At 43.5% G+C, this 12,398-nt stretch carries 13 protein-coding genes; 6 read left to right on the top strand and 7 right to left on the bottom strand.

Annotated elements, in window-relative coordinates; translation table 11 throughout:
* Positions 1-33 precede the first annotated feature (33 nt).
* On the bottom strand, positions 34-363 hold the full coding sequence (locus OCV20_RS08200; RefSeq protein WP_004733793.1) for an STAS domain-containing protein: 330 nt from the start codon (positions 361-363) through the stop codon (positions 34-36).
* A 310-nt stretch (positions 364-673) separates the two neighbouring features.
* Here OCV20_RS08200 and OCV20_RS08195 point away from each other — a divergent pair, with 310 nt between their 5' ends.
* Positions 674-1,516: a DNA ligase gene (locus OCV20_RS08195; protein WP_086775143.1), complete on the top strand. Its 843-nt coding sequence runs from the start codon at positions 674-676 to the stop codon at positions 1,514-1,516.
* Positions 1,517-1,616: 100 nt separating this feature from the next.
* Here OCV20_RS08195 and OCV20_RS08190 read toward each other — a convergent pair whose 3' ends face one another.
* Complete coding sequence (locus OCV20_RS08190; RefSeq protein ID WP_261881438.1) at positions 1,617-2,987, bottom strand: MATE family efflux transporter; 1,371 nt, start codon at positions 2,985-2,987, stop codon at positions 1,617-1,619.
* Positions 2,988-3,413: 426 nt separating this feature from the next.
* Between OCV20_RS08190 and OCV20_RS08185 the strand changes: the two genes are divergently transcribed.
* Complete coding sequence (locus tag OCV20_RS08185; RefSeq protein WP_086775141.1) at positions 3,414-4,022, top strand: riboflavin synthase subunit alpha; 609 nt, start codon at positions 3,414-3,416, stop codon at positions 4,020-4,022.
* Between the two features lie 184 nt (positions 4,023-4,206).
* On the opposite strand, the gene OCV20_RS08180 is transcribed toward OCV20_RS08185, so the two are convergent.
* Together OCV20_RS08180 and OCV20_RS08175 are read right to left on the bottom strand one after the other, a co-directional pair.
* The gene (locus tag OCV20_RS08180) at positions 4,207-4,410 is read right to left on the bottom strand and encodes a CPXCG motif-containing cysteine-rich protein (protein ID WP_004733789.1); all 204 of its coding nucleotides are present in this window, start codon (positions 4,408-4,410) and stop codon (positions 4,207-4,209) included.
* Between the two features lie 93 nt (positions 4,411-4,503).
* Positions 4,504-5,370: a fructosamine kinase family protein gene (locus OCV20_RS08175; RefSeq protein ID WP_048611040.1), complete on the bottom strand. Its 867-nt coding sequence runs from the start codon at positions 5,368-5,370 to the stop codon at positions 4,504-4,506.
* A gap of 586 nt (positions 5,371-5,956) precedes the next feature.
* On the opposite strand from OCV20_RS08175, the gene OCV20_RS08170 reads away from it, so the two are divergent.
* Positions 5,957-6,301: a DUF3802 family protein gene (locus OCV20_RS08170; RefSeq protein ID WP_010440912.1), complete on the top strand. Its 345-nt coding sequence runs from the start codon at positions 5,957-5,959 to the stop codon at positions 6,299-6,301.
* A gap of 108 nt (positions 6,302-6,409) precedes the next feature.
* On the opposite strand, the gene OCV20_RS08165 is transcribed toward OCV20_RS08170, so the two are convergent.
* Positions 6,410-6,895: a C40 family peptidase gene (locus OCV20_RS08165; protein WP_050649097.1), complete on the bottom strand. Its 486-nt coding sequence runs from the start codon at positions 6,893-6,895 to the stop codon at positions 6,410-6,412.
* A 104-nt stretch (positions 6,896-6,999) separates the two neighbouring features.
* Between OCV20_RS08165 and OCV20_RS08160 the strand changes: the two genes are divergently transcribed.
* Complete coding sequence (locus OCV20_RS08160) at positions 7,000-9,045, top strand: methyl-accepting chemotaxis protein (RefSeq protein WP_086775140.1); 2,046 nt, start codon at positions 7,000-7,002, stop codon at positions 9,043-9,045.
* A gap of 203 nt (positions 9,046-9,248) precedes the next feature.
* Here OCV20_RS08160 and OCV20_RS08155 read toward each other — a convergent pair whose 3' ends face one another.
* A complete protein-coding gene (locus tag OCV20_RS08155; protein ID WP_086775139.1) occupies positions 9,249-10,052 on the bottom strand; it encodes a sterol desaturase family protein in 804 nt (267 codons plus the stop codon).
* Between the two features lie 68 nt (positions 10,053-10,120).
* Between OCV20_RS08155 and OCV20_RS08150 the strand changes: the two genes are divergently transcribed.
* Positions 10,121-10,867 carry a tRNA-uridine aminocarboxypropyltransferase gene (locus OCV20_RS08150; RefSeq protein WP_084703188.1) on the top strand — a complete coding sequence of 249 codons (747 nt, stop codon included), beginning with the start codon at positions 10,121-10,123 and terminating at the stop codon, positions 10,865-10,867.
* A 163-nt stretch (positions 10,868-11,030) separates the two neighbouring features.
* On the top strand, positions 11,031-11,939 hold the full coding sequence (nagK, locus tag OCV20_RS08145) for an N-acetylglucosamine kinase (RefSeq protein WP_017068179.1): 909 nt from the start codon (positions 11,031-11,033) through the stop codon (positions 11,937-11,939).
* A gap of 172 nt (positions 11,940-12,111) precedes the next feature.
* Here the strand turns inward: nagK and OCV20_RS08140 are convergent, their stop codons facing one another.
* A complete protein-coding gene (locus tag OCV20_RS08140; RefSeq protein WP_017063882.1) occupies positions 12,112-12,378 on the bottom strand; it encodes a DUF2960 family protein in 267 nt (88 codons plus the stop codon).
* Positions 12,379-12,398 lie beyond the last annotated feature (20 nt).

The following is a 12,398-nucleotide window of genomic DNA, read 5'->3' as shown; positions in this document are numbered from 1 at the left end:
ATTATTTTTTGTTACTTCTAGCTTAGTGGATCTTCATGAATTTGTAGGATTTTTTGAATTTACTGGGATAGCGTGACCAATACGTAGTAGGTTCATAATTTCAAGAGGCTGACCAGTTACATTTTCAAGTCGCATGTTGCGTTCGCGCTCAGTCAGACGTTTGAACATATAAACAATCGCGCCAACACCAGATGAATCTAAAAACTCAACTTGGCTAAAATCAACTTCGATTTCAGGGTGGCCATCGTTAGAAATCACATCATCGATGTCGGTTTGTGCATCACGACTGCCAGCTGCATCCAGATCACCGAAAATAGAAAGTGTCAGTGTCGTTGTATTTAAATCAATCTTACGTAGTTCCATAGCGATATCTCCTTTAAGTATGTATTGACAAGTGCACTGAATGTGCCAACTTTTATGTTGTTATTTTTCAATGACTTATATTTGTCGTAAATTCCCATCTCATATTGAGAAAAGACGTTTCTCAATATGAGAACTAAAAACGACGGAACATATGAGAGCTACAAGTCATTAATTTAATGAATAAATGCAAAGGTTAGATAAGGTTGGTGAGTGGATCGCATCTTCTGGCAAAGATTGTCTAACTGCGTGTTAGAGCGCTTAGGATTAAAAACATTTGTTGACCACTACAGATATTCATACGGAGCAGATGATGAGATTAACCAAACTGGCTTTAGCCACTCTATGGGCGTGTTCGCTTTCATCTCATTCATCCTATTTGCCTCCTGACCATTTGGTGCTTGCAAACTCCTACCAGCAAGGCATAGATGTTTCTGAATACTGGAAGAGTGAAAAACTTGATGGGATTCGGGCTCTATGGGATGGACAACACCTTTATACACGCAATGGTAATCGCATTTACTCACCCAAGTGGTTTACGGAAAACTTGCCTAAGGTCCATCTCGAAGGGGAGTTGTGGGCAGGAAGGGGCAAGTTCCATCTCGTTCAATCTACCGTTCTCGACCATACGCCGAGTGACACTGCATGGCGCCAAATCGATTTCATGCTGTTTGATATGCCCGGCGCCGCAGGAGATTATCAAAAGCGCTATTACAACATTTTGCATTGGGTAAGCGTGATTGGAGAATCTCATGTCGGCTACATAGAACATGTACCAATTCACAGTGAAGAGGCTTTATTTCATCAACTTGATAATGTCGATAAGCGTAATGGCGAAGGTTTGATGCTTAGAAAGATCACCAGTCGTTATCAAGCAGGCCGAAGTAATGATTTGTTAAAGCTTAAAAGGCATCATGATGCCGAAGCCACGGTTATTGGCTACAAGGGAGGTACAGGGAAGTATAAAGGGATGATGGGTTCAATTTTGGTTCACACAGAAGAGGGTGTGGAATTTTATATCGGCAGCGGGTTCAGTGACCAAATGAGACTCGCACCGCCAGAGATCGGCAGCCGTATTACATTTCGCTACAATGGTTTTACTCAAAACGGAAAACCCAAGTTTGCGCGCTTTGTTCGAGAGAAGAGTGAATATTAAGGCAGATACGATCTTCCTGACCATTAAACGAAAAGAGCCCTGAAAATCAGAGCTCTTTTTTGTATTCGAAATCAGATAGACCGACTTAGTGAGTGCGAATCTAGCGCGAACTAAACTCTAGCTGTACGTCGTCGTCTTGTTTATGCATCCAGTGTAGTCGCATACCCAGCATAATCGCTGCTGATGTTAGACCGACAATGAAACCAATCCAGAAACCGTGCGCGCCCATAGGTTCAACAATCCAATCTTTCATTCCTAAGATGTAGCCGATAGGAAGGCCAAGCAACCAGTAAGCCACAAAGGTGATGTTGAAGATTGAACGCATGTCTTTGTAGCCACGTAGAGCACCTGCTGCGATAACTTGGATGGCGTCAGTACATTGATAAACCGCCGCGAACAACAGCAACTGCATTGCAACGGTAATTACTGCCGTGTTCTCTGTGTAAAGTAACGCAACCTGCTCTCTGAACAGGACAGTTAACGCCGCTGTCATTAAGGCTGTCACTAAACCAACAATGATACCCACGTGTGTCGCGATCTTAGCGCCTTCGGTGTTGTTTTCGCCCAACTTATGCCCAACACGAATACTCACGGCTGCACCGATACTCATTGGAATCATGAAGACCAGTGAAGAGAAGTTGATCGCGACTTGGTGCGCCGCAACAATCAATGAACCTAATGGTGCAACTAACAGAGAAACCACCGCAAACAGAGTCACCTCGAAGAAGATAGCGGCCGCTACTGGGAAACCAAGTCTAAACAGACGGATTTGAGCTTTAAGTTGCGGTTTATGGAACGTACCGAAGATGTTGATTTTTGCCAAACGCTTTGATGTTAAAACGTAAGCGAACAGCAGAGCAAACATCACCCAATATACGATAGCCGTTGCCACGCCACAGCCAACACCACCCAGAGCAGGAGCACCAAGTTTTCCGTATACGAACATCCAGTTCAGCGGGATGTTTAATAGTAAGCCAATAAAACCAATTACCATCGCAGGCTTAGTTAAAGACATACCATCGGTAAAGCTTCGCAATGTTTGGAACAACAAAAACGCAGGTACAGCAAACATCACCGCATTCATATAGCCGATGGTCTTTTCCGCCATGAGTTGTTCAATGTCCATCCACTCCAATATCAATTGTGTCTGAAACAGTACACCAATGATTGGAAGGGCGATGACGAGCGCTAAAAACGCACCTTGTTGAATCTCAAACGGAATTTTGACTTGTCGACCAGAACCATTCAGTTGTGCAACGACAGGAACCAACGCCATCAATAGACCGACACCAAATAAAATTGATGGTAGCCAGATACTTGCTGCAATCGAAACCGCCGCCATATCGATAGCACTTACGCCACCGGCCATTACGGTATCAACAAAACCCATTCCAGTTTGTGCAACAGATGCGATCAATACTGGGGTCGCAAGTTTGATTAGATTCGAGGATTCTTCTTTGTAACGATGCACAAACAACTCCAAATAAGAGGGAAAATTAGAATAATAGTGTAGGAAAGGACATTCTGAAGGAATCAGAGACAATGATCTTAAGCTTCCACTGGACGAATCATAAAGAAATGTCACAATAACTGCTATGAAAAACTGTTATTAGGGCGTGTTGATCTTTCGAGCTGATTTTTGCAGCGAGTTGCTGGGTATTTTTACAAGGCAGAGGCTTTGATGTGTAGCTAGCCTACATGAGAAGCCGATAACGTAGTAAAAATGACCAGCAAACGCTGCCCGAAGGGTTCGGTTAAAAGCGTTTTACTCTTTGTTGAGGGAGATTTGCTTAGGATGCTAGGCTACTTCCCCCTCGCCGCGATTAAAACGCTTTTATCTCGAACAAAATTTAACCGCGAAAGGTCAACATGCCCTAGAATGCTAAATAGGAATCTTATGTTTACAGGTATCGTTCAAGGTATGGCAACACTGGTTGCTATAAACAAAAAAGAGTTGTTTCAAACTCATACCATTGAGTTAAGTGACGAAATGGTTGAGGGATTAGCAATTGGTGCTTCAGTAGCTCATAACGGTTGTTGCTTAACGGTAACGGAAATTTCAGGTAACCTGATTGCTTTCGATTTAATGCAAGCGACACTGCGATTGACGAACTTAGGCCAGCTGAATGTTGGTGACAAAGTGAATGTTGAGCGTGCAGCAAAGTTTGGTGACGAAATTGGCGGGCATAGCATGTCTGGCCACATTACTCTGATGGCTAACCTCGTTGATGTGATTAAGACAGAAAACAACCGCACGCTTTGGTTTGAGCTGCCTCAGGAATCAATGAAGTATGTATTGAGCAAGGGCTACATCGGCGTTGATGGTTGTTCATTGACGATTGGTGAAGTGGAAGAGAACCGTTTCTCTGTTCACCTGATCCCAGAAACGCTGAATCGTACTCTGTTTGGCAGCCGTGAAGTAGGCGACCAAGTAAACATTGAGTTTGATCCTCAAACACAAGCAATTGTTGATACTGTTGAACGCGTACTAGCAAACCAAAAATAGTAGTAGCGGTTTATCAACAGCATTTGCCTAAAAAGCGCTGACTAAGCAAACGTCGCAGATATCAAAAAAGAGCACATTAAGTGCTCTTTTTCTATTTTGTGTATTTGCGTTTTTCTAGGCTAGCCTCAAAATCGAGGGTAGCTTTAAATCGAGGTGTAGATCCAACTCGACAAGAGAGTAGGTGTTAGAAGACTTGTTCGTCGTCTGCATCAATCGAGAGATTAATCCTGTCTCTTACTTCATCTACCTGCATGTCGAGGTGAATGGCATTGCAACACGCTGGGCAATCGTCATAAAAATCTTGGCTCCCATTAGAAGCATCAAGCGTTATGCTGATGGCATGCCCACAGTGGGGGCAGGAGACATGTTTCTCTGTGTATTTATGCATCGCGAATTCTCCTCACTGTAACTTGTTCCAATCGTATTAGCTTGTATAGCTCGTAGTAGCTTCATAGAACGACTTAGCTCGCTGTGATTGGTATTAAACGGCCTGTATCTTCTGAATGCATGCTTCAGTTTGTGCTAAATATTCGCCGCCAAATTGATTGCAGTGGTTAAGAAGATGGTACAAGTTGTAAATGTCTTTCCGATCAGTATAGCCAACGTCGAGTGGATTGACGCTCTGGTAACCGTCATAAAACTCTTTTGGAAATCCTTCAAACAATTCCGTTAATGCCAAATCGCATTCATGATCACCCCAGTAACAAGCCGGGTCGTAACAGATTGGCCCAAAGGCTGAATTTGCTACATTGCCATTCCAAAGATCCCCATGAAGCAAAGAGGGGCGAGGGTTGTGGCCAGCAAGACGCATATTCACCACATCAACGATGTCATCAATATCACCGAACTCGATGCCTTTCTCTTTGAGCAGTTGCAGTTGGAAACCAATGCGTTGCTCGGAGAAAAAGCGACCCCATTTCTTATGCCAAGGGTTGGGTTGAAGTGTGCTGCCGATATAGTTGTCTTGGTCGCAACCAAACTCTTTTTGCTCGCCCCATTGATGAAGCTGCGCAAGCTGAACGCCGAAATCGAAGCTATTGTTGCCCGTCTCGAGCGGTTTGGTCGGCAAGTAATTGAGAATAATGAACGAGCACTCTTTGGTTTTGCCAATAAGCACCAACTCAGGAACGTAAACGGTGGAGGTTTCTCTTAACAAGCGTAAGTTCTCAGCTTCAATTTCAAACTTAGGTAAAAATTCTCGCTGATTCACTTTCACAAAGTAACGTTCATTACCATCGCTTATCATATAGCAATCGTTAATGTCGCCACCAGAAACCTTGGTACGTTCAGTAATCTGAAAGTTAAATAGAAGAGTATCTGAAAGTTGTTGAGAAATGGCCTGCCACATAGGAAATCCTCAAAGACTGAAAGTTAAAAAGATTGAAGGTTAGAAATACTGTTTGTTTAATAGCAATAGTTTAGGATAAATCTGAACAATTTATAGACGCACTCGTCAATGTTCTTAGCTCTTCTTCATCTTACGCAGAATCAATTGGCCGAATTGTGAACTCGAACTGATTCAAGCTCTTTGAAATACAAACATAAATAGAAAACCTGACGTGATGAAATAGTTTGGAACTGGTCTCACAATCGAAACGGTTTTGAACGCCACAAGCTGGAAAAGTGGTTTGAGCTTGTTATTGTCTACCAACCAATTTAAATGAGCTTTTAGAGTAAGTTGAAAAGGCTATTGTTAACTGGCGCAATACTTTGCTTCAAAGTTTGTCTTACACTTTGTTATGCGCGAATTTACTTATGGCTCAAGTATGCAGGTATACCACTTAACCCTATATCGATTTAAATTTAGGCTGAAATACTAACTAGGATCATTTTAATGCGGTTTTGGGCAATAAAGTGATGACAAATAGCTTCATTTACATAGTATTAGGCAAGTACGTATTAATCTGCTCTAGAGCTTAAAACGGAGAATTATTGTGGTTGTAGAAACCGATGGCTATTTGGCTTTAATCGAGCACCTATCATTCAACCTTGATGTGTTTACCAATAGTAATGGTGATACTGGAAACGAAAGTGTCGAAGACATTGTTACCGACATGATTTCAACGAACATCATGGCTATTTTCGAGCAAAACCCAGAGTTGCATTCGAGCGTTCGTTTTCAGCTTTTGAAAGAAGCCGATGCCGTAGTAGCGGATCTTGGTGAAGTATTAGCGGGTGTGTGGGCTAAGAAAGCAACTAACGAACAAATTGTATTCCTTGATGAGTACATCGCGTTAGTGAAGAACCTGTTTGATACTGCTGTTGCTAAATACGACTAACGGTTTGTTTGTCCACTTATTGTCGTAATTGGTCAGCATAAATAACAACGGGCGTTTAAGTCGTATCTTTCTAGAGTTACCTCGCTCAGCGGTTTTTCTTTCGAACCGCTATAAACGCCTAAAGTGCCAAAACTTGGATGCCCAGTAGGGGTTGTCTAACCTAGAAATAATGACACCTTTTGATGTCGAGGCATGTAGGAATTGGTTGTTTCCTAAGTAAACGCCTACATGTCGCACCGTCATCGAAGTCTTGAAAAACACTAAGTCACCACTTGTTGCTTCCCCATATGCAATTTCTTTTCCCTTTTTACTTTGGTCTTTTGTGGTTCTTGGTAGGGCTTGTTGAGTCGCATTTTGCACTGCGATTTGAACAAAAGCGGAGCAATCTACGCCTCGAAATGATGTCCCACCGAAATGGTATGGCACACCTTTCCACTGTTCATAGACGCTCATATAGGCATTTGTAGTCAATTGTTCTGACTTTGATAAAGGTTTCTGTGCGGTTTGACTAAGCTGAGAAGGCGATGGTGACGAGCTACAAGCAGCCAATGTTGCTAAAGTTATTGTAACTACAGCCATTTTTCTGATCTTCATATGTAACTCTTCTGACAAAAAACTGAAATAAAAACGTCATCAAGGACTTCTAGTATACGACCTAACTTAAGGATATCTCTTTTCGTAGTCAAACTGGATTTCACATGCCCGACACAAATTTATCAATAAAACCCTCACGTTATACATTCTCGCTCATTCAAACCGTCACTGCTGTATTTATTTCCATTCTTTTACTCGTTAGTTTTTTATCAATGGTTAGCATTCGGGGCGTTGAACGGGTCGGGGGACATTTTGATGCACTCTCGGAACAAGCATTACCCCTTGCTCTACATAACGCCGAATTAACGCAAAGCGTATTAGAACAAGTAAAACTTCTCACTTACAGTACCCAATCAACCGACTTAGATACACTGAATGCCACAAGAGCCTCAATTGACCAACTCGCGACAGAGAGTAATACCACGCTAGAGGAACTTCTTTTTATCTCCCAATCTTTTCCTGATGCGATCTCTTTAGAGCAACAACAAATCCTTGTCGATGACATGGCGCAACTGCAAGCTATGACCAACACGGTACTGCTGGCGCAGATCGAAATTCAAAGTAAGCAAAATCTGATCGACAGTAAAATGGGCGAGTTCCGTTATGGCGTTGGGTCTATCGGACCAGAAATGAATAGAATCAGCTCATTCTTGGTTGAAGACAACCCAGAAGCGAGCGATGCAGCGAACCGATTTACATCCAGCGCGTCTGCTATGGCGAACACCTTCTTGATGCTGATGATGCAATCTGACATTGATAAAGCACAAGACGAATACCGTCAATTGAGAAACCGAATCGCAGGTCTGAACTTGGCTTACAGCGATTTTGCCGATTGGCACCCAGACATCGCTGAGTTCGCGAGCTTAACGGCGCCTTACGAGATGGTGAAAGAAGGCTTTACCGAAGAAGGCGTGATCAAACAAATCCTCTTGAAACTCGAACTGGTTCAGCAGCAAGGGCAGAACTTAACGCAAGTCATTACCTTAGCGAATACCGTCATCAGCACATTGAATCAGTTGTCTTCTACCGCTTCCCATCTGATTGATGAAAGTGAACTGGTTGTAAATCAAACCATCACCAACATTGATCGTGTGTTGTTTATCAGCGGGCTAGTGATTGCCGTAATCATTGTGATTTCATGGTTCGTGTTACGCCGTTGGATGAATAAAGGGCTTAAAAACATAACTCAACAGTTGAGTTCATTGGCAGATCATGACTTCTCTAAACAGAGCGAATTGCTTGGGCCGCTAGAGCTGCAAGTTATTACTTCAAAACTCAATACGGTCGTTGATTCAACCGCAGATTCGGTTCGTTTAGTAACGCGTAACTGTGAGACGCTTTATCAAACGGCTGAAGTAAGCCACGACGCTGCAGAGCAAACCAATTCGAGCTTGAACGAGCAGAACGAATCACTTCAGAATATGATCACCACCATTACTGAACTAGAAGCATCGATTGGTGAGATAGCTCGTATCTCTAACGCGTCGAACGACGATGCACAAATAGCAGAAGATGAGTCAGTGAATGGCAGCCAAGTGGTTGGCCTTAACCAACAACGATTACAAGCGCTTGAGCAATCTCTTAGCATGAGTGAAGAGTCGATGGCTGACTTGGATGGTCGAGTGAAACAGATTCGTGAAATGGTCGACATGATCAGTGGTATCGCTGAAAACACCAACTTGTTGGCACTGAACGCTGCGATAGAAGCGGCGCGAGCAGGTGAACAAGGTCGAGGTTTTGCGGTAGTTGCAGACGAAGTGCGTAAATTGGCGAGCGGCACATCCCAGCAAACCACCAATATTCGTAGCATGATGAACGAACTAGTAGCGGCAGCAGATCGCTCACGTGCTTCTGTAACGGAATCGAGAAGTGAGATGGCCAATGCATTGCAAACCAGTGGCGATGTAAGACAAGCCTTCGAGAAAATCGAATTCGCGGTTAGCCAGATCAAAGGGCGTGTTGAACAAATCATGGTGGCTACCGAAGAACAAGCTCGTGCAACTGTCGATGTAACCCATTCAATCACTCGCGTATCTGAGCAGGGCGAGAATACTAAGCTGCAACTTGAATCTATGATCGAGAGTTCAGAGCAAGTCGGAGAGATAGCAGGGCACCAACAGGCGATGCTTCATAAGTACGTTTTAAAGTAAACAAGCGTGCTGAAATAAGCGAGCGTGCTGAGTTAAGCCTGACAGCACAAGACTTGAAGCACTAGCTGCGCTTATATTCCTATAGATACACAAACGCCCTTAAATTCTCACATGAATCTAAGGGCGTTTGTGGTTCTAAGATAACTTTGGTATTAAGCTAAGGTTGGTCTCAATATAAACTTGAGACTCAACTGAATTCGAACCTAGTTTTTCGTTGTCGGGAATCGTGCAAATGGCTGACGCAACATTAAATCTAGCCGTTGCTCTTTACCATCTTGAATCTCGGGAACACCAATATGCACCTTGTCATGACCAAGCTTGGGTTGAGCGCGGTAAGTCTTAAACCAGATGTCCCACACTGATAAAAAGAAGCCAAAGTTTGAGTGCGTTTCCTTAACAATGACCGAGTGATGAACGCGGTGCATGTCTGGTGTCACAATCACTTTTCTCAAGCGTTTATCGAACCATAGCGGAAGACGTGCATTGCTATGGTTAAACATCGCGCTGGCATTAAGAACAATTTCAAAGATCACGACCGCAATGACAGGCACACCAAGTGCGATCACCAAACTCACCTTGATGAGCATTGAAAGAATCATCTCAATAGGGTGAAAGCGCGTTCCGGTTGTGACATCAATATCGAGGTCCGCATGGTGAACTCGATGTAGCTTCCACAACCAAGGAACACGGTGAAACACCAAGTGTTGTAGGTAAATGGCACAATCCAAGAGCAATACACAGATCAGAATGGTCAGTTCTTTCGGAAGTGACAGGGTATTGAACAAACCCCATTGGTTGTCTTGTGCGATAACCGCCGCTTGGAAGGCTGCAATAGGAATTAGAGTGGCCAATAGAAAGCTGTTCAAAGCAACCAGCGCAAAGTTGTTTCCCCAGCGAAACCATTTGTTTTGAGTCAGTGCTTTACGTGGAAAACGGTATTCCCAAAGCGCACACAGTCCAAAAACGACAATAAAACAAACAAGGCGAAGCAGTGATGGGTCTTGCATGGGAATTCCTTCTATCATTCTAGGGACACTGTAAGTACAATCGTGCCACTTTTCTAGATTTATCGTTATTGTCCATGAGAATCCACGCTTTTCACCGTTTATATCAACACCGTTTGTCTCTTTCTACCAAGCCGTTTAACGCGCGCGGGTGTAAAGTGGTTCGATGTGAGTTCTGTAAAATCAAACAAGACAGCTGTATCTGTGAACATCAACCAGACGTAAATACGAACGTCGCGACCATGTTGATCTTATCGGACAATGAAATACTTAAGCCAAGTAATACCGGCCGTTTAATTCTTGATACCGTTAAAGACAGCTATGCCTACCTTTGGCACCGCACTGAACCGAATCAAGAGATGCTTGATGTGCTGAAAGACGATAAATATCAGCCAGTCGTGGTCTTTCCTGAAGATTATACCGATGACAAATCGCGCGTGGTTACTGACCTTGGTGAGATGCGAGATTCGAACAAGACGTTGCTGCTGATCTTCATTGATGGCAGTTGGCGTGAAGCGCGACGTATCTTCCGTCGTTCTGAGTATCTGCAAGACTTACCGGTGTTGTCGATTGAACCAGAATCGGTTTCGCAATATATGATGCGTAAGTCAGACAACGAACAACATCTCTCGACTGCAGAAGTAGCGAGCTTGGTTTTGAAACAGGCTGGTGAAGAGCAGGGCGCTCAGACTTTACAGCTGTGGTTTGAGACATTTCGCGAAAGCTACATGCTAAGTAAGACGCGTTATAAGTCCGACCCAACCAAACCAAGCCTGAACGCTTTCATAGAGCACACTAAAAATGAGACGTCACTCTAACCTTTAACCGCTTTGTGCTGACTTGTTGTTCAAACAGATTCGAACACGAGATAAGTTTGTTATCTATCACGGTTTGTAGGGGGAGTGTTATGGATAATGCTTCCTAGATGTTTAATTTGAAAAATTTATTTGCCCGAATTTAGGGAAAAATTGGAGAGATTTCATGTATTACGGCTTCGATGTTGGCGGCACAAAAATTGAATTTGGTGCGTTCAATGAAAAACTTGAGCGAGTAGCAACAGAACGCGTACCAACGCCTACTGAAGATTATCAACTGCTACTTGATACGATTGCCGGTTTGGTGAAGAAGTACGACAGTGAATTTTCTTGCGAAGGTAAAATTGGTCTTGGTCTTCCTGGTATGGAAGATGCTGACGACGGCACGATGCTGGTTGTTAACGTGCCAGCTTCAACGGGGAAACCACTACGTAAAGACCTAGAAGCGCTTATTGGTCGTAGTGTAAAAATTGAAAATGATGCGAACTGTTTTGCGCTTTCAGAAGCGTGGGATGACGAACTTAAAGACGAACCATCAGTAGCAGGCCTAATTCTAGGTACTGGCTTCGGTGGCGGTTTAGTTTACGAAGGTAAAGTGTTCTCTGGTCGTAACCACGTTGCAGGTGAGCTAGGCCACATGCGTCTTCCTATTGATGCTTGGTTCCACCTTGGCGATAACGCACCGCTACTAGGTTGTGGTTGTGGCAAGAAAGGTTGTCTAGACAGCTACCTATCAGGTCGTGGCTTTGAGCTGATTTATGAACACTACTTCGGTGAGAAAAAGAAAGCGATTGAGATCATTCAAGCGTACAACGAAGGTGAAGCAAAAGCGGCTGAGCACGTTGATCGTTTCATGGAGCTATTGGCTATCTGTTTCGCGAACCTGTTTACCGGTCTTGACCCTCACGTAGTTGCATTGGGCGGCGGTCTTTCAAACTTCGAACTTATCTACGAAGAGATGCCAAAGCGTATCCCTAAATACCTACTGTCTGTAGCGAAATGTCCAAAGATCATCAAAGCGAAGCACGGTGATTCAGGCGGCGTTCGTGGTGCTGCATTCCTTAACATTAAGTAATCGTGACTTAAGTTAAGCTAGCTAAGGTTAGATAGTTAAAAAGTACAAATAAAAATGCCGCAATCTCGAAAGAGGTTGCGGCATTTTTTATTGTTCGGTGTTTTCGTTTCTTTAGCTGTTAGCTACAAACGAAAAGCTAGAAACGGCATATTAAGAAAAGAGCCAAGAGGGCTTACTTCTTCTTTTTACCAACACCAAGGTTGTCTTTTTGCTTCAACGTAAGCTTAGTAAAGCCAAGCTTGCGGAAGTAGTTGTCTTGGTAGTTGCGAACCGCTTTAGTATCAGAAATCAACTCAAGCTGTTGCTCAGTTTTTAGATACTCAGAGATGTCGATGCCTTCAGCTGCAGCAACGGCTTCTTGGATCGTGCGGTGTTCTTGTTTTGAAAACAGTAACTCTTTGTCTTCGTCTTTGTAAGTGTACAGAATGGTACGAGCCATGGTGCTCTCCAATAGAATTA

Origin of the sequence: Vibrio coralliirubri (assembly GCF_024347375.1) — a bacterium.
Classification (GTDB): domain Bacteria; phylum Pseudomonadota; class Gammaproteobacteria; order Enterobacterales; family Vibrionaceae; genus Vibrio; species Vibrio coralliirubri.
The sequence above is the reverse complement of the archived record's forward strand: the minus strand, read 5'-3'. Positions and strand labels throughout refer to the sequence as shown.